The sequence below is a fragment of the Oceanobacillus sp. CF4.6 genome, from assembly GCF_051262635.1.
Taxonomy (GTDB): Bacteria; Bacillota; Bacilli; order Bacillales; family Amphibacillaceae; genus Oceanobacillus.
Map to the genome: position 1 here is coordinate 34071 of NZ_JBIMEX010000011.1, position 17339 is coordinate 51409.

Below are 17339 nucleotides of genomic sequence, written 5' to 3' on the forward strand. Positions count from 1 at the left end.
TTTCATATCGTTTAGTTCCTCTTTATTCTTGTTTTTCTTCTTTTTGCCTTTACTCATTCATCATCCCTCCTCTTTTACATGTAGTTTTGCCTGATTGAGACATTTCGATTCAACTTAAATAAGAATAGGAATATGTGACATAATAGGAATGCAAGTCCCAATGATAAATGTTTTAGGGAGGCTATGCTCATGTCAGAGGAAAACAAAAATCGCAATAAAGATAAGGGTAGGCAAAGGAACGTATTGAAATATGATACAACACCTAAACGTAAAAAAGAGGACACAGAATTTGCGCAAGACAGCGAGTTTCTTAATTTAGATAATAAGATAAACAAGCGAAAGCGAAAATAATACATGCAGGGTTTCCTCATAAAGTAGGAGACCCTGTTTTGGTGTACAAATTACTATACATAAACTACCAAGAACCCGGAAATAACTAAGAATAAACAAACGAAAGTAGGCTGTTAAATTGGAACTAAATGAATCGTTTCAACCAGGTGAAGTTGTCTATATGATTATACGAAACCCACATGCACAGGATGTAGCCCAAGTTCAGCAAGCAGCAATCGTACAAAATCCGGAAAAACCTCATGAGTTGGCACTTTTTGCACATGAAACCTATTATCCTTTGACGGATGAATTTGCTATTTTTAAATCGGAAGCAGAGGCAGAGCAGGCATACAAAGATGCGTTTGAACCACCAAATATTATCAAGTTCAGTGATGGAAACTATTATGGTTAAGCCTTTTGTCCCGCAACTTGTTTACGTGGAACCCAGGGCTTTGGAATATCCGCTTGGAAAAGAGTTGGTTTCAAAATTTGAAGGTATGGGGATTGAGATTCGAGAGACGACATCCCACAACCAAATTCGAAACCTCCCAGGAGAAAATCATTTTCAAAAGTACCGGACAGCTAAATCAACCCTTGTTGTCGGTATAAGGAAGACATTGAAGTTTGATACTTCTAAACCATCTGCCGAGTATGCCATTCCTTTTGCGACAGGCTGTATGGGACATTGCCACTATTGCTACCTGCAAACAACGATGGGTAGCAAACCATATATTCGGACATATGTAAATGTGGATGAGATATTTGAAGCGGCGGATGGCTATATGCGGGAGCGCGCACCAGAACAGACCCGTTTCGAAGCATCCTGTACATCAGACATCGTTGGTGTGGACCATCTCACACATACACTGAAAAAAGCGATCGAGTACTTTGGCGAGTCAGAATTTGGCCTTTTGCGTTTTGTCACGAAGTTTGCCCATGTCGATCACCTGCTGGATGCAAAGCATAATGGAAGAACCCGTTTTCGCTTCAGCATCAATGATGATTACATTATTAAATACTTTGAACCAGGGACTTCGAGACTACATGAGCGCATTGAGGCTGCTGTTAAAGTAGCGGAAGCTGGATATCCGCTTGGGTTTATTGTCGCTCCAATTTACATACATGACGGCTGGCAGGAAGGCTATAAGGAGATGTTCGAAAAGCTTGAGGCTGCATTACCTGCCTTTGCAACCAAGGATTTAACATTTGAAATGATTCAACACCGCTTCACGAAACCAGCCAAACGTGTTATCGAGGAAAACTATCCAATGACCAAGCTGGAACTGGATGAATCGAAACGTAAATGGAAATGGGGAAAATACGGGATTGGCAAATATGTATATCAAAATGAGGAACAGGAGGATATAAAAGATACGATTGGTGGTTATATACGTCGTTATTTTCCTGAGTCGAAAATTGAGTATTTTACTTAAAAAATGAGGAGTGACTCCCATGAAAGAAAATAATAAGCAGAAAAATAGTACGGATGCCGGTACAGATATCGATGTTGTAAAGGAAAAGAATGAGCAATCTGGCTTGTCCTATAATGAAGTAAAGGAATATATTGCCAAAACTTCTGGTGGTCATGGTACATCGGTTTATAGTGATACGAATATAGAAGAAGTGAAGACGAAAAACCGGCCAAGTGCGGAAAATCAATAAAGACTTTAAAAGCTTTGTGAAATAAGGAGGTTTGCTCATATATGGAAAGGAAAGACTTCGAAAAAATTTATAATGATTACCGCGAACAAAGTGGGCATCATGCCGTTAGTGAAACAATAAATATGGAAGGAAAAGAAGAAATCGTTGCAGTTCGAAAAAATGATTCAGGTGATCTTATTGCATTTAAAACAAATTTAGGGCGTGAACTGGATTATATTACAGCATTGGATGAAGCGAAGTCCGGAAATATCGCTCATATCGATGTCTTCCATAAATATGGAAGGGATATTATCAGAAGCGAACCAGATGAAAGGAAAGAGAATAATTTAAATAATTTACCTTTGTTTTAGGGATTATAAATCCAATAAATAGGCAGTCCCAAAACTCATTTTGGGACTGTTTGTTAGGAATTAAATAAAATTTTAAAATCTAACGTAGACTCTTATTACTAAAATGTGCGGTATATAAATTATGGATGTATGGACACCAATGTTCCTATTGGGACGATACTTGCTAATTCTTCAACATCACTATTATACATTCGAATACAGCCCCTTGATACAGCTTTACCAATCGAACTGGGGTCATTTGTTCCGTGTATTCCATAGTGCTGCTTTGATAAACTCATCCACATGGTACCGAATGGTCCACCGGGATTAGGTGCTTTATTTATAATTATAAATTCACCTATAGGCGTCCCATGCAGAATTCTCCCAACAGCAATCGGATACTGTTTTTGAAGGACACCGTCTTTTAGTAACCTTAGCCAGCGGTTGTTAACGGATACATCAATCCGGTAAGGGATCGTTAGAGGAGAAGGAAAACCTGGTATAACAATGGTTTGACCAGGATAAATGAAATCAGGGTTTACTGCTGGGTTTGCTCGAATAATTTCCGCTAGTGGTGTACGATAGTCCATGGATATTTGAAATAGTGTTTCACCTGGTTTTACTGTGTGAATCACGCCTGAACACCTCCTGAATATAGTTGTTACCATACATACTATGAAGTTTATAAAAAGGGTTTCATCAAATTAGAAGAGAAGCCTCCTATTACAAATTCCAAACACGTATAGCCACACATCCACAAACAGCATTCGACAAAAACCGGGGAGTGACAGGCACTTATTCTGAATTACATATAAAACAGGCTGTCGATTTAGATTCGGCAGCCTGTTTTTTGTTTTGTTATGCTTGTTCATTCATGGCCCATTCTTCTACATTCCAAACTTTTGTGACCCAGTCTTCATAAAATTCGGGTTCATGGCAGACGAGAACAATGGTACCTTTGTATTCTTGCAATGCTCGTTTTAATTCTTCTTTAGCAACGACATCCAGGTGATTTGTTGGTTCATCGAATACGAGCCAGTTACTCTCGTTTAGCATGAGCTTGCATAAGCGTACTTTTGCCTGTTCGCCACCGCTCAATTGTTTCATCGGACGGGTAATATGCTCATTTTTCAACCCAACGTTAGCGAGAATCCCACGGACTTTACCTTGATCGAGATGCGGGAAAGCATCCCACACTTCATCAATGGGCGTGTTACTCGGTGACTGTACTTCCTGTTCATAATAAGAAGGGAAGAGGAAGTCACCAAGAATACGTTTCCCGCCAATTGGATCGATTACACCAAGTATCGTTTTCAACAAAGTCGACTTTCCGACACCATTACTACCGACAACTGCAATCCTGTCACCACGTTCAATCTCCGTTGTCAGTTTTGGAAACAACGGTTGGTCATAACCGATTTCTAGTTCCTCTGCTTCGAAAACAAATCGACTGCTGCCACGTGATTCTTTGAAGCTAAATGTCGGTTTCATTGCAGTTTCAGGGCGATCAATTCGATCCATACGGGCTAACTGCTTTTGACGACTTTTAGCGCGACCAGTAGTCGAGTAGCGTGCTTTGTTCTTCGCAATAAAATCTTCTTGCTTTTTAATATATTCCTGTTGTTTTTCATAGGCATTTATATGCTGATTCTTATTAATTTCAGCAAGCTCCAAGAATTTTTCATACGTAGCCGTGTAGCGTGTAAGCTTGGAAAATTCAAGATGGAAGATCACATCCACGACACCATTCATAAATTCCGTATCATGGGAAATTAGCAATACTGCATGTGGATATTCTTTTAAATAGTGACTGAGCCATCCAATATGTTCAACATCAAGAAAGTTTGTTGGCTCATCTAACAGGAGAACTTCTGGTTGTTCAAGCAAAAGCTTTGCAAGCAACACTTTCGTCCGCTGACCACCGCTCAGTGCGGAGACATCCTTATCAAGGCCAATAGCGTCAATACCAAGACCATGTGCAGCCTCTTCAATTTTTATATCCAATGTATAAAAACCACCAGCTTCCAGTTTATCCTGGATAACTCCCATTTGCTCGAGCAATTGTTCTAACTCTTCCGGGGTTGCCGTACCCATTTTTTCGGTCACATCAGTCAGCATTTTTTCTTGTTCGAACAGTGGTAAAAATGCATCTCGTAAGACGTCACGAATACTTTTCCCTTTTGTCAGAACGGTATGCTGATCCAAGTAACCATAGTCTGTGCCAGGGGTCCATTCTACCCGGCCACTATCATGGATTAATTGTTTCGTAATAATATTCATCAAGGTAGACTTTCCGACCCCGTTCGCACCAACTAGACCAACGTGTTCACCAGCAACCAGTCGAAACGATACATCTTTAAATAACGTGCGATCACCAAAGCTATGGCTTAGTGAATTGATTGTAAGTAGACTCATCTATTAAAAACCTCCGTGTAAGTGAAGAAAAACGATCATTATATGTTCATTAGAACTTATGGTGGAAAATACCAGCCTGCATCCAGTAAGCCTGTTATAACGTGTAACTTCTACTTCAAATTTCATCCTTATTCATTATAGGGGAAAATAGGGAATGTTGCTAGGGGGTAATCGATTTGTGAGATGCATAACATTATTTTCGACATATAATGACAAATTTCGGGGAGTGACAGGCACCATTTCAAATTTCCTGTTGCGTTATTATATCCATGTATGTATAATTATTATTAATAAATGTATAATTATTCAAATATGAATAATTTTCGGGTGGCAAAGGGGCGATTGGATGGATAATCTATATCTTCTTCCAAATGCAGAAGAAGAGGTGATTGATTCGTATGATGAGGATATCATGGTTACGAATCGGGACGGGAAAATCATTAAGGTTACACATATTAGTGGGAAACAATATGGCTTGTCTGCAGAAGATTTACTCGGACAATCTGTGTATGATCTAGAGAAAAAGGGTGTGTTTTCTCCGGCAATTACGCCACTTGTTCAAAAACAGAAGAAAAAAGTTGTTCTCGTCCAAAGTAAACAGGATGGCAGGAAAGTACTGATTACAGGTGTACCACTGTTCAACGAGAATCACGAAGTCGAATTTGTTGTCAGCTACTCGTATGAGGTATCCGAATTGCTTAATCTTCAGAATTATTTGAATGAACTGGAAGGCGAGATGTCGCGGGTAAAAGAGGAACTGGAAACGTATCGTGAGAAAAGCTTCAACTTTGGTGGGTTCATCGCTGTAAGCAAGTCGATGAAACAAGTAATGAAGGCCATTAAAAAGGCAGCGCCACTCAAAGTTCCAATTCATCTGCAAGGGGAGAATGGTGTTGGAAAAACAACACTTGCCAAACTCATACATCAAGAGAGTCCCTGGAAGGATGGTCCGTTCATTGAAGTAAATTGTGCGGCTATCCCGGAAGCAATTCTTGCACAAGAGCTAACAGGAAGCCTGGAAGAAGCGGCCCAAAAACTCGGATACTTTCAATTAGCAGCAACCGGAACGCTCTATTTGGAAGGGGTCGATGAGTTATCGCTCACCTCCCAAAGCATTCTGTTAAAAGCAATGCGAGATCACAAAAGTAATTTTCGATTGATCAGTTCAACCGAAGCCGATATGGAAAAGTTGGTCGCGAACAAACAATTCAGGGAAGACCTATTTTACCAGCTTCATGTGTTACCAATCCAGATTAAACCTTTACGGGAGAGACCTGAAGATTTGAGTGAAATCATTCTAAAATCCATTGAGAAATTCTGCACGGACTATCAGTTAGACCGTACACTATCCAATGATCTTTTCCATGAATTGCTGCATCTGGAGTGGAAAGGAAATCAGTTGGAAGTGAAAAATCTGATGGAGAGACTTGTTACGGAGAGTGAATCCACGATCATCACGAAAGAAGACCTACCGATCAATTACCGTTCGAACGGCGAGAGTGAACTTGATTCTCTCGAAATAGAGGGACAGACACTGACACGTATTTTAGAAACGGTCGAAGAAAAAGTTTTAATAAATGCGAAAAAGCACTGCAAGACAACAACGGAAATGGCAAAAATGCTAGGAATTAGCCAGCCATCCGTCGTACGAAAACTAAAAAAATATTCGATATAAATAAAGGAGCAATCACCATGAACAACGAAAACCAAGATTGGCTTAAATTAGTAGATAACATTGGGAATTATTTAGCACCAAGCATGGCAAAAGACCATCCGAATTTACCGGTCGTAAAAGCGGAAGGTTGTTATTACTATGGAGCGGATGGAAAAAGATATTTGGATTTCACATCAGGAATCGCAGTAGAGAACGTCGGCCACCGGCATCCAAAAGTCGTTGAAGCGATTAAAGACAGCACAGATCATTTAATTCACGGGCCATCTGGAGTTATTATCTATGAATCTATTTTGAAGCTGGCGCAGGATCTTCAAGGAATTCTCCCGCCAAAACTGGATAATTTCTTCTTCGGAAACAGTGGTACAGAAGCAATTGAAGGAGCTTTAAAACTAGCAAAATATGTTTCAAAGCGTCCATATGTGATTTCATTTACAGGTGGATTCCATGGCCGTACGGTCGGTTCACTCAGTGTTTCTACATCCAAAAGTAAATATCGTAAACATCTGCAGCCATCATGGTTAACATACCAGCTGCCATATGCGAATCCCGAAGAATGTCCAGCAGATTCAGATCCGGAAGTATTTTTTGCGGAAAAACTGGAAAAAGAAGCAGCGAAATTATTTCAGCATCAGGTAGATCCGGAAGAAGTTGCTTGCATGATTGTAGAACCTGTTCTCGGTGAGGGTGGATATATCATCCCGCCGAAATCCTGGTTGAAAAAAATCCGTGAAATCTGTGATCGTCACGGTATCTTATTGATTTTTGATGAAGTACAAACAGGATTTGGCCGTACTGGTAACTGGTTCGCAGCTCAGACCTTTGATGTAACCCCTGATATTATGGCTGTAGCTAAAGGTATTGCTGCTGGTATGCCGCTTGGAGTGACGATTGCATCGAAAGAATTAATGGCACAGTGGCCAATGGGGACACATGCAACAACATTTGGTGGGAATCCGATTGCCTGTGCAGCCGCCAGAGCATCCATTGCAGTAATCAAAGAGGAAAAATTACTTGAAAACTCCCGTGAAGTCGGAGAATATGCACGTCATCGCCTAGAAACACTAAAAAATAAATTTCCAATTATCAAAGATGTACGTGGTGTTGGATTAATGATTGGCTTCGCTTTGCAAAATGTTGAAACAGGAGAGCCTGATGGTGAAGCGGTTATGAAAGTATTGGATGGTTGTCTGGAAAAAGGTGTCCTGTTCTACTTATGTGGAAATGCAGGTGAAGTGATTCGCATGATTCCACCATTGACTGTATCGAAAGAGCAAATTGATGACGGGATAGAGGTACTTGAAGAAGTACTTGAATCGATGTAGCCAGTGACTGATTAGAAAGCATGTAAGAAATGAGGAGGTTAACAATGATGAATGAAGAAAAAGAAGCATACGCAGCGGATGAAAAGCATACAACAAAAGATTTAATGAAGTTTTTGCTTCCCTCCTTATTTGGAGTTATTATTTTCCTGTTCCCGATTATTGATGGGGATTCTTTTAATATACCATTAGGAATTATTACCGAATTTATAATTGAATTTTTATCAGGTTGGTTGCCAGCCATTATTACTTACACGATGGTATTATCAACCGTCCTGACCATTTTTGCAATGATTATGAAACCAAATTTTATCCTGAAGTCCGAATTTCTTAAGAATACTTTTCATGTTTCCATATTTTGGATGGTTGTTCGGTTATTAGGTACCATTTTTGCAATCATGACGTTCCATGATATAGGTTTTACACTGATCAATTCCGAAATTACGGGACAAGTTATGTTCGGCTTACTTACAAGCCTGATTGTATGGTTCTTTGTGGCATCGTATCTGATGCCGTATTTAATTAATTTTGGTGCAATGGAATTTGTAGGAACCTTACTGCGTGGAACGATTAAGCCGTTATTCACATTGCCTGGACGGTCGGCAATTGACTTGCTTGCATCATGGGTAGGAAATGTAAATGTCGGTGTTGTAATTACTAGGGAGCAATATCAAGATGGTTATTACACAGGCAGAGAGGCGGCAGCGATTGCAACGTGTTTTTCAACCGTTTCACTTCCGTTCTGTCTTGTAATTGCCAATATGCTTGATGTCGGGCATATGTTTCCGGTCTTTTATTTGACGATAGTTATTGCTGGGGTAGTTAGTGCTGTTATCATCCCGAGAATCCCACCGATTTCCAGAATACCGGATACGTATTATAAACGTAGCCAAATTCATGAAGAAATACCTGAAAATACGTCAGCGTTTAAGTGGGGACTTCATCAGGCAGTAAAACGTGCGAAAGGTGCAGGCTCATTTAAAGAGCAGATAAATCAAGGGACTGAAATATTCTCAGGAATCGTATTTGTTTTACTGCCGCAAGTAATGGCGATTGGTACGATTGCATTGATAATTGCCGAATTTACACCTGTTTTCCAATGGATATCTCAGCCGATGATACCGATTCTAAACGTATTGCAAATTCCTGAAGCAGCTGCAGCAGCTCCAGCAACAATAATCGGATTCATCGATATGTTCCTGCCAGCCGTTCTGGCATCAGGAATTGAAGCGGAGATGACAAGATTTGTAGTAGGTGCACTTTCTTTAGTCCAAATCATCTATTTAACGGAAATGGGTACCTTGTTGCTTATCTCAAAAATACCGATTAAATTCAGCCATTTACTGATCGTATTTATGGAACGTACGTTAATTTCTTTGCCAATCATTGCGTTGATTGCGCATATGATTTATTAATTATATTTACAGGCGGTGCTACCATTGTATATACAACAACTAATTGAAAAACTTGGCAAGGATAAAATCAGCCAAAATAAAACGGTGTTAATGCAGCATAGCAAGGATGAATCCATTCATTCTGCTGTTGAGCCTGATGTCGTTTGTTTTCCTGAATCTGCGGGAGATGTTGCGGAGATTCTTAAAATTGCTTGTGCCAATTTTGTGCCAGTCACCCCATTTGGTGCGGGATCAGGACTGGAAGGACAAGCAATACCAATTCAAAAGGGAATCGTAATGAATTTTGAACGCATGAATAAAATCATTGAATTTTCTCCGGAAGATATGCGGGTTACCGTTCAAGCAGGTGTTACTCGTTTACAGCTGAACCGACTGGTGAACGAGTATGGGCTGATGTTTTCGGTTGATCCAGGAGCGGATGCGATGATTGGTGGTATGGTTGCTACGAACGCAAGTGGGACAACGGCAGTCCGTTATGGAGTAATGCGTGATCAGTTGCTTGATTTGGAAGTAGTGCTTGCTGATGGGACCGTCATACGTACTGGTTCAAAAGCGAGGAAATCTTCATCTGGCTACCATCTTACAGGATTATTTACTGGCTCTGAGGGGACACTCGGCATTATAACTGAAGTTACGCTAAAACTTCATCGTATCCCTGAATACAATATGATGGCCAGATGTACGTTTGATTCGTTGGACGATTGTGCTAAGGCCGCCCAGACAATTTTACAGGCGGGGATTCCTGTTCTGCGTATGGAACTGATTGACGCTGTCAGCATCTCGATGATCAACCATCATAGTGGGGAGTCCTTCCCGGTGAAGCACTCCTTATTTTTTGAATTTGCTGGGTCAAAAAGAGCAGTTGAAGAAGAAGTTGCACGTGCAAGCGAATTAATGCATGATCTTAATTGTGAGAATTGGATAGCAGCAAATGATCCAATAAAGATGAATGAGATCTGGAAAGCTAGAAAAGATTTAAATTATGCCATTGCCCATCAACAAGAGATCTGTGAAATTGGTGGTGATGTTTGTGTGCCAATCTCACGGACGCGCGAACTTGTTTCTTTTGCCAGAACCAGGATGGATCAAAGTGGTCTGAAAGGAGCAATTTGGGGACATGTGGGTGATGGTAACTTTCATACGAGCGTGATGTATAACCCAAATGTGGATGGTGAATGTGAAACAGCAGAGCAGACGAGCGATGCCATTGTTTTAAAAGCAATTGAAGTAGGCGGCACATGCACCGGCGAACATGGGGTGGGACTTGGCAAAATGAAATTCCAGGAAGCAGAACATGGTGCGGCGTTGGAAGTGATGAAGCGAACGAAACATATGTATGATCCAAAAGGAATCCTCAACCCAGGTAAACTATTTATACATTAAAAAGCGAACAGTGCCTGGCACTGTTCGCTTTTTTTCGTGTTTAGTTGCCGCGATAAAGATGGATAAGATTTTGATTTTGTCCTCTTGCAAAGACATCGGTTCGATTAGGTCCCCAAGAAACAGCAGCAGGGGCTGATGTTAATGTCCCACCAAGATTTTCCCAATCCAACCAGCGGGCACCATTCCAAGTTCGCTTATAAAGTCTGTTATTTGTTCCTCGAGCGAATACATCAAGCTGATTTGGGCGGAGAGAAGAGACAGTTGGGGCACTTGTCAATGTCCCACCAAGGCTTTCCCAATTGCTCCAGCTCGTTCCATTCCACCATTTGTGAATTAAGTCCTGATTTTGCCCTCTTGCAAAAACATCAATCCGGTTTGGCCCCCAAGAGACAGCGGCTGGTTCGGATGATAAGGTACCACCAAGGTCTTCCCAATCTTCCCAGCGTGAACCATTCCATGTTTTTTTATAAAGGCGATTACCTGTACCGCGTACAAAGACATCAAGTTGATTTGGACGGCGGGAGGATACAGCTGGACCACTCGTTAATGTCCCACCAAGGCTCTCCCAATCACTCCAACTGCTGCCATCCCACCATTTATGATAAAGAGCTTGGTCTGTACCGCGTACAAAGGTATCGATTCGATTTGGCCCCCAAGAAACTGCTGCTGGTGGAGATGTTAATGTGCCACCAAGGTTTTCCCAATTGCTCCAGCTTCTGCCGTCCCACCAGATATGATAAAGACTTTGATCTGTTCCACGACCAAAGACATCAAGGCGGTTTGGCTGCCATGATGCCACTGCTGGTGCAGAAGTTAAGGTACCACCTAAGTTTTCCCAACCGGACCAACCAGGAGCCGGTTGCTCTGCGTCATCTTCCAGTGCATCTAACGTAATTTCAATGACTCTAATCAACACACGATTTACTAAGTTTTGAGGTATATTAAATTGTCTGAACAGGATATTAAACCAAGGTACTTGCCTTTGAAATTGATTATAGATTTGATTAGCCGGCAAATTGGTGTTTGCTTGATTGAGCGTATAGCTTACGACAAAGAAAAATGCATAATCCACGATTTGTCTGTTCATTCCAGCTTGCACCAATTGCGTATATAAATTATTGTGCTGTGTTCGAAGCGTTTGTAGGACTTCCTGTACACTCGGCTGTTGACGCATATTCATAGAAGATGGATCAACATAACTCATTGGAACATAATAAGTTGGTACATAAGGATAATAGTAATACATTTGCATTCCTCCGCTTTTTCATTAGCATATGCAGGAAGAAGAAATACGGGAATAAAAAACAAACGAAATCGTGATCTCATTAAGCAAAAAAAATTTAAGTCAAATCGACAAATATCGCCAAAATTCGGGGAGTGACAGGCACCTGTAAATTTTTTTGGTATTAAAATTGAATATAAAACAAAAGCTAAGTTGGAACTGTAATAAATCGTCAAGGGAGGTGTGATATATATGCGGACTTTAAAGACCATTGCCTTAACATTGATTATAATTGGTGCTCTTAATTGGGGTCTGATTGCCTTTTTTCAATTTGATTTAGTAGCCTCAATTTTTGGTGGGCAGGACGCTTTCTTATCAAGATTGGTCTATGGACTTGTTGGATTGAGTGCCCTATACTATATAGTTGCTCTGTTTAACCCTATGGAGGCAGCATTGGATGCGGATAATGATGAGGGCAGACGACCTGGAAACCTTAAATATGGAACAGAGTTTGGGGAGGAAACAGAAATTTCCAACCGACCTACAACTATTACCGAGGATACAGAAGAGATGTTAAACCCACCAAGAGACAGGGAGTAATTTTGTCTTTAGGAAAAATGGCTGAATAAAAACAGTAATTATTCTCTACAAAAAGCGTGTATCACGAATAAATGACTGTGATACAAGGCTTTCGACAGAATTCGGGAAGTGACAGGCACCAGTCGGAGGTCAGTCCTTTTGATGCAAACCTGATTGTGGCACATATATCGAAAAAACCATCCGATGTTGGATACACCGGATGGTTTTTGTTAGCTCGCATTCTCATTTTCAACTTCATCTTGAACATCAACTTCAACATCAACATCAACTTCTTCTTCAATCAGTTCTTCTTCAACTTCAACATCGTCTTCAATCAGTTCTTCTTCACCGTAGAAGTAATCACTTGCATTTACTGGTTCCCAATCTTCATTAGGTGTGTAGAAACGCAAGAGGTCTCCATTTAATACTTTATCGGAAAGTTCCAACTCATGAAGGACAGTCTCTGTCATTTCAAGCATTTCATCCGTTGGTTCTTCGATTATTTCTTTTGTTGTATTGTCATAAAAGATTCCATTAATGGAACTGTATCTCTCTGTAACGAAGTCACCATTTCGGAATGGAATAAATTCTTTATGGTCTTCAGAAAACATATCGGTACCAAATAAAATATAATCTTTTGCATCAATACCTAGAATATGCAATAGGGTAGGCATAACATCAACAAGACTAGAATAGGCATGATTTGTTCCTTGACCGTCTACACCTGGAATACGAATCATAAATGGTACACGTTGTAGTTCTGAATTTTTTAATGGTGTAATTTCTTCTCCCATAATTTCTTCCATTGCCTTATTATGATTTTGTGAGATGCCATAATGGTCTCCATAGATCATTATAATGGAATCCTCATAAAGACCAGCTTCTTTTAAATCAGTAACGAATTTCTCTAATGATTCATCTAAATAACGAGCTGTCTGAAAGTATCGATCGACCGTACCATCACCGGTTTCTGCAGGTGGAAGGCTTGCTTCTCCTTCATCAAGTATAAATGGATGATGGTGTGTCAATGTCATCATATGTGCATAGAATGGTTGATCCATCTCTTCTAGTAATGGAACAGATTCTTCAAAGAATGGCTTATCTTTTAAACCATAATTGATAACCTTTTCTTCACTCATATCAAAGAAAATGTCATAATAGTATTCATTGATACCAAGCTGTTTGTATACTTCATCACGATTCCAGAACGATTTACCGTCTCCATGAAAAACGCCACTCGTATAACCTTGTTGTTGATCCAGTATAGCTGGTAATGCTTGATACGTATTGTCACCTTTTGTAACGAAAGCAGACCCTTGTGGCAGACCATATAGGGACGTATCCGTTGTCAACTCCGCATCAGCTGTTTTTCCCTGCTCTGTTTGATGGAAAAAGTTATCAAAGTAGGTGTAATCCTGACTTTGATCATTTACCAATGAATTTAAGAATGGGGTAACTTCCTCACCATGTAGTTCATAATCAATGAGGAAGGACTGGAATGATTCCAGATGGATCTTGATAATGTTCTTTCCTTCACCAGTTCCAAAGTATTCGGCATTTGGTGCAGCATACTTACTCTTTGTATAATTTTCTATTTCTGTAATATCACTGCTGTCAGCCAGAACTCGTTGTGTCGATGATTCAAAGCTTTGAATACCATCATAAATCATAAAATTATAGGTACCTAGATATTTCACCAAATAATTTCTGTCAAATGCACGTTCCAATAGTTGCGGGCGATCGATTTCAGCTAATCCTAGATTAACACCGAAAGCAATAGCGCCGGCAGCTAATACCATGAATGGCTTGCGCAGCTGTACACGTTCTGTTGACCAATTTGATTTAAATTTGTTATACAATACGATTAAAATACCCAAATCCAATGCATAAAGAATATCATGCGGTGCGATTAAACCTAGTATACTACCACCCAAACTACCAAAATTATCCGTTTGCATCATGGTAGCTATTGTAATAAAGTCACCATTAAATCGGTAGTACACAACATTTGCATACAAGATAAAGCCTAGAATAAAGGAAAAAATAATAATTCGACGTCCGGCTTTTTTGCCTACAGCAAACAATGCCAGCCCGAGGAAGATTAATCCTGAACTTAGAGGATTAAAGAATAATAGGAACTCTTGCATTGCACCACTAACACCTAAGTCAAATTCCGTTTTATATACCGTATATGTTTTTATCCAAAAAAGAACAACAGCGATTGCGAAGAATCCCATCTTCGAAGATAACAATTTCTTCACTTTTTTCACCTCATAGTTTAAAATCAGTTAACTAATTTACATAGAAATGTATTAGTTACAAGTTCTAAGTATATAGCAGTACCTATTGTTAAGTCAAAGTGTTTTTTATGTAAAATTTGTGGCAAAGCAGACGACACTATGGATAAAAGGAATATAATAAGTTAAAAAGACCTATTTTTTAGGCAATATCAATTTTTAGGAAACAGGGAGAACGATTATTTCCTTCTGCTACCAAAAGCGTTTAAAATGAAGGGATAGAAAAGGAGTGGTGAAAATGGAAGCACCAATGATATATGAAGTACGTAAACCTTCTATTATAGAGGAAGGAAAGACTTATCCTGCATTATATCTTATTCACGGAATGGGGAGTAATGAGCAGGATCTATTGGGGTTAGTTGAGGGGCTTGAGGAATCCTGTTACATATACAGCGTGCGAGGTCCAATCAGTCAGCCGCCAGGATATGCTTTCTTCACGATTGAAGGATTTGGTAAACCACATCGGGAAGTATTCGATAACGCTGTCACGCAATTAACCCAATTTATCGATTATACGTGTGAAAGGTATCCAATTGATAAGGACAAGCTGCATTTTACTGGATTCAGCCAGGGAGCGATTCTTTCCATGACACTTGGTGTGGTGTTAGGGAATCGTGTGAAAGGTATTGCTGCACTAAGTGGTTATATTCCGGAATTTGTAAAACATGAATATGACATAAAGGATGTTAGCAATTTATCCATCTTTATATCGCATGGTGAGATGGATCAGGTGCTACCATTTAAATGGGCACCAGAAAACGAGCAATTCTTTAAAGACCAGGGTGCAAAGGTAATATTTAAACAATACGCCACAGGACATACTGTTTCCCAGGAGAATTATAATGATTTGAGAGAATGGTTTGGAATGATCGGATTATAATAGAAGAAACCCGAAAAAAAAGCGAAGCCATAGCTATCATAGCTATGGCTTCGCTTATATCCTAAATCCAATATCGGGAGTGCCAGTACGCTTTCCCACCTATACTGTTAATTTTAATAGGTCGTCATTTTGCTTGACGGATGGGCTTTCAGTACCTTTAACAACCAGATATTCTTCCGTGTTTGTGACGACAACTGGTGTAGTTGTTCGGTATCCGGCTTCTTGGATCTTCGTGATGTCAAATTCAATAAGCAGGTCACCTTTTTTAACTCGATCACCTTGATTGATATGTGGTGTGAAATACTTTCCTCCCAGTTTAATGGTATCAACACCAATAAATATAAGTACTTCGGCTCCATCGTCTGAAGTGATGCCTAATGCATGTCCAGTTGGAAATAGAGTAGTTACGACGCCATTGACAGGGGAGACTGCTTCACCCTTTTCAGGCTCAATAGCAATCCCTTTACCAACTGTTTCAGTAGCAAATAACGGATCATTAATCTCCGACAAGGGTACGACTTTTCCATGTAAAGGACTTCCAATTGTTTCAGGTTTTACACCAACAATGAGATGGTTGTAATTGTCATCTACTTTCTTCGTTTTCCCTTCGTAACCGAAAACGTATGTGAAAAGGAATCCAAGAACAAAAGCAACTCCAATACCAATTACATATTGTCCGATAGGTGAAAAGGCTGGAATGGACAGTAAACTAGGTAGTACAAATTCAATCATTTGAACACCAAAGCCCCCATTGATTGCACCACCTATTGCACCAGCAATGATGACATAAATCATCGTCCGTCGATAACGCAGTATGATACCGTAGTTAATTGCTTCTGTTGTTCCGGCCAAGCCCCCAGGCACAATACCACTAGCGGCGAGAGCTTTCAAGTCTTTATCACGCGTTTTCATGAAAACAGCAATCCCTATACCAACCTGCGCAAATGGTGCTGGTGCAGCCATTGCAATAATTGGATCAGGTCCTGTTGCAAGATTTGCGATAGCAATTGGTATGACGGTCCAGTGTAAACCTGCAATGGTCAAGAACGTCCAAGCACTACCCATAACAGCACCTGCTAAAATTCCACTTGTATCACTTAGGAAACTAATGAGAGAACCAAGCGTTTCTCCAATAATAGTTCCTATAGGGCCAAAAACGAGCATAGTCAACGGAACGAGAATCAATAATGAGATCATTGGGTTGATAAACATTTGAATATCTCTATAGATGACTTTTTTCAAGAACTTATCTAATGCTGCATAAACAAACATGGCTATAAAAATTGGAAACACGGTAGAGGAATAGTCTGCCAAAAGGACAGGCATTCCTAAAAAGTCGATGGTCCGGGTTCCGTCTTCTACGAGATGTACAATTTCTGGTGTTAGAAGCGATGCTCCAATAACACCACCGACATATCCATTCGCGCCTAGTTTAATGGCGATTGAAATCCCTAGAAATACAGGAAGGAAGTGGAACACGGCATCTCCTGCTGCGGATAGAACGATATAGGTACCGCTTTCAGTAGATAGCCAACCTACCATCGTTAAAACTGCTAATAGCGCTTTCAGTAAGCCCGCACCTGCGAGCACACCGATGATCGGTGCAAAACTTCCGGAAAGTACTCCTAATACTTTAGCTAGCGCCGATTCTTCTTTGTCTGGCAAATCTTTTTGTTCGTTATTCTCATGGTGTTGATCACTCATATGACTATTCTCCTCTATACTGTATTGATAAAATTTAGAAGGATAAAACGAAGGTAGAGAGATGATAACATAGCTCGTCCTGGTACATTTTATCATGTGCATAAAATTTTAATGGGAACACCTCTTCAT

The 17339-nt window shown here is 40.1% G+C and carries 16 protein-coding genes; 11 read left to right on the plus strand and 5 right to left on the minus strand.

The genetic code is table 11. The annotated features are described in order from the left end of the window. Positions 1-189 precede the first annotated feature (189 nt). The 5 genes from ACHABU_RS15530 (at position 190) to ACHABU_RS15550 (ending at position 2342) form a co-directional block, all read left to right on the plus strand. Positions 190-351: a hypothetical protein gene (locus tag ACHABU_RS15530; RefSeq protein ID WP_435765847.1), complete on the plus strand. Its 162-nt coding sequence runs from the start codon at positions 190-192 to the stop codon at positions 349-351. A gap of 118 nt (positions 352-469) precedes the next feature. After that, complete coding sequence (locus tag ACHABU_RS15535) at positions 470-742, plus strand: transcriptional regulator SplA domain-containing protein (protein WP_435765848.1); 273 nt, start codon at positions 470-472, stop codon at positions 740-742. Further along, positions 735-1763, plus strand: a complete 1029-nt coding sequence (splB, locus tag ACHABU_RS15540) for a spore photoproduct lyase (RefSeq protein WP_435765849.1) — start codon at positions 735-737, stop codon at positions 1761-1763. The genes ACHABU_RS15535 and splB overlap by 8 nt, the downstream gene beginning before the upstream one ends. 19 nt (positions 1764-1782) lie before the next feature. Then, a complete protein-coding gene (locus tag ACHABU_RS15545) occupies positions 1783-1992 on the plus strand; it encodes a gamma-type small acid-soluble spore protein (protein WP_435765850.1) in 210 nt (69 codons plus the stop codon). A 41-nt stretch (positions 1993-2033) separates the two neighbouring features. Continuing rightward, positions 2034-2342, plus strand: a complete 309-nt coding sequence (locus tag ACHABU_RS15550) for a DUF3892 domain-containing protein (RefSeq protein WP_435765851.1) — start codon at positions 2034-2036, stop codon at positions 2340-2342. Between the two features lie 119 nt (positions 2343-2461). On the opposite strand, the gene ACHABU_RS15555 is transcribed toward ACHABU_RS15550, so the two are convergent. Then, positions 2462-2956 (minus strand): L,D-transpeptidase family protein, encoded by a 495-nt coding sequence (locus ACHABU_RS15555; RefSeq protein WP_435765852.1) that lies wholly within the window; start codon positions 2954-2956, stop codon positions 2462-2464. Between the two features lie 223 nt (positions 2957-3179). After that, on the minus strand, positions 3180-4736 hold the full coding sequence (locus ACHABU_RS15560) for an ABC-F family ATP-binding cassette domain-containing protein (RefSeq protein WP_435765853.1): 1557 nt from the start codon (positions 4734-4736) through the stop codon (positions 3180-3182). A 346-nt stretch (positions 4737-5082) separates the two neighbouring features. Between ACHABU_RS15560 and ACHABU_RS15565 the strand changes: the two genes are divergently transcribed. Genes ACHABU_RS15565 through ACHABU_RS15580 form a run of 4 tightly spaced genes read left to right on the plus strand, consistent with a single transcriptional unit; the run spans position 5083 to position 10528 of the window. Continuing rightward, positions 5083-6411 carry a sigma 54-interacting transcriptional regulator gene (locus tag ACHABU_RS15565; protein ID WP_435765854.1) on the plus strand — a complete coding sequence of 443 codons (1329 nt, stop codon included), beginning with the start codon at positions 5083-5085 and terminating at the stop codon, positions 6409-6411. A 17-nt stretch (positions 6412-6428) separates the two neighbouring features. Next, positions 6429-7733, plus strand: a complete 1305-nt coding sequence (locus ACHABU_RS15570; protein ID WP_435765855.1) for an aspartate aminotransferase family protein — start codon at positions 6429-6431, stop codon at positions 7731-7733. Positions 7734-7777: 44 nt separating this feature from the next. Further along, positions 7778-9145 carry a YjiH family protein gene (locus tag ACHABU_RS15575; RefSeq protein ID WP_435765856.1) on the plus strand — a complete coding sequence of 456 codons (1368 nt, stop codon included), beginning with the start codon at positions 7778-7780 and terminating at the stop codon, positions 9143-9145. 24 nt (positions 9146-9169) lie between these two features. Continuing rightward, positions 9170-10528, plus strand: coding sequence for an FAD-binding oxidoreductase (locus ACHABU_RS15580; RefSeq protein ID WP_435765857.1), 1359 nt, complete (start codon positions 9170-9172; stop codon positions 10526-10528). A gap of 40 nt (positions 10529-10568) precedes the next feature. Here the strand turns inward: ACHABU_RS15580 and ACHABU_RS15585 are convergent, their stop codons facing one another. Then, positions 10569-11774 (minus strand): sialidase, encoded by a 1206-nt coding sequence (locus ACHABU_RS15585; protein WP_435765858.1) that lies wholly within the window; start codon positions 11772-11774, stop codon positions 10569-10571. A gap of 228 nt (positions 11775-12002) precedes the next feature. Between ACHABU_RS15585 and ACHABU_RS15590 the strand changes: the two genes are divergently transcribed. Then, on the plus strand, positions 12003-12350 hold the full coding sequence (locus tag ACHABU_RS15590) for a DUF378 domain-containing protein (protein WP_435765859.1): 348 nt from the start codon (positions 12003-12005) through the stop codon (positions 12348-12350). 209 nt (positions 12351-12559) lie between these two features. Here ACHABU_RS15590 and ACHABU_RS15595 read toward each other — a convergent pair whose 3' ends face one another. Beyond that, a complete protein-coding gene (locus ACHABU_RS15595) occupies positions 12560-14590 on the minus strand; it encodes an LTA synthase family protein (protein WP_435765860.1) in 2031 nt (676 codons plus the stop codon). Between the two features lie 274 nt (positions 14591-14864). Between ACHABU_RS15595 and ACHABU_RS15600 the strand changes: the two genes are divergently transcribed. Further along, a complete protein-coding gene (locus ACHABU_RS15600; protein WP_435765861.1) occupies positions 14865-15506 on the plus strand; it encodes an alpha/beta hydrolase in 642 nt (213 codons plus the stop codon). Positions 15507-15605: 99 nt separating this feature from the next. Here the strand turns inward: ACHABU_RS15600 and ACHABU_RS15605 are convergent, their stop codons facing one another. Continuing rightward, positions 15606-17210 carry a glucose PTS transporter subunit IIA gene (locus ACHABU_RS15605; RefSeq protein ID WP_435765862.1) on the minus strand — a complete coding sequence of 535 codons (1605 nt, stop codon included), beginning with the start codon at positions 17208-17210 and terminating at the stop codon, positions 15606-15608. Positions 17211-17339: the final 129 nt, after the last annotated feature.

Excerpts from the sequence above, each read along its gene's own strand:
- ACHABU_RS15530 (WP_435765847.1), top strand. The coding sequence starts at position 190 with ATGTCAGAGGAAAACAAAAATCGCAATAAAGATAAGGGTAGGCAAAGG.
- splB (WP_435765849.1), top strand. The coding sequence starts at position 735 with ATGGTTAAGCCTTTTGTCCCGCAACTTGTTTACGTGGAACCCAGGGCT.
- ACHABU_RS15545 (WP_435765850.1), top strand. The coding sequence starts at position 1,783 with ATGAAAGAAAATAATAAGCAGAAAAATAGTACGGATGCCGGTACAGAT.
- ACHABU_RS15550 (WP_435765851.1), top strand. The coding sequence starts at position 2,034 with ATGGAAAGGAAAGACTTCGAAAAAATTTATAATGATTACCGCGAACAA.
- ACHABU_RS15560 (WP_435765853.1), bottom strand. The coding sequence starts at position 4,736 with ATGAGTCTACTTACAATCAATTCACTAAGCCATAGCTTTGGTGATCGC.
- ACHABU_RS15565 (WP_435765854.1), top strand. The coding sequence starts at position 5,083 with ATGGATAATCTATATCTTCTTCCAAATGCAGAAGAAGAGGTGATTGAT.
- ACHABU_RS15570 (WP_435765855.1), top strand. The coding sequence starts at position 6,429 with ATGAACAACGAAAACCAAGATTGGCTTAAATTAGTAGATAACATTGGG.
- ACHABU_RS15575 (WP_435765856.1), top strand. The coding sequence starts at position 7,778 with ATGATGAATGAAGAAAAAGAAGCATACGCAGCGGATGAAAAGCATACA.
- ACHABU_RS15585 (WP_435765858.1), bottom strand. The coding sequence starts at position 11,774 with ATGTATTACTATTATCCTTATGTACCAACTTATTATGTTCCAATGAGT.
- ACHABU_RS15590 (WP_435765859.1), top strand. The coding sequence starts at position 12,003 with ATGCGGACTTTAAAGACCATTGCCTTAACATTGATTATAATTGGTGCT.
- ACHABU_RS15600 (WP_435765861.1), top strand. The coding sequence starts at position 14,865 with ATGGAAGCACCAATGATATATGAAGTACGTAAACCTTCTATTATAGAG.
- ACHABU_RS15605 (WP_435765862.1), bottom strand. The coding sequence starts at position 17,210 with ATGAGTGATCAACACCATGAGAATAACGAACAAAAAGATTTGCCAGAC.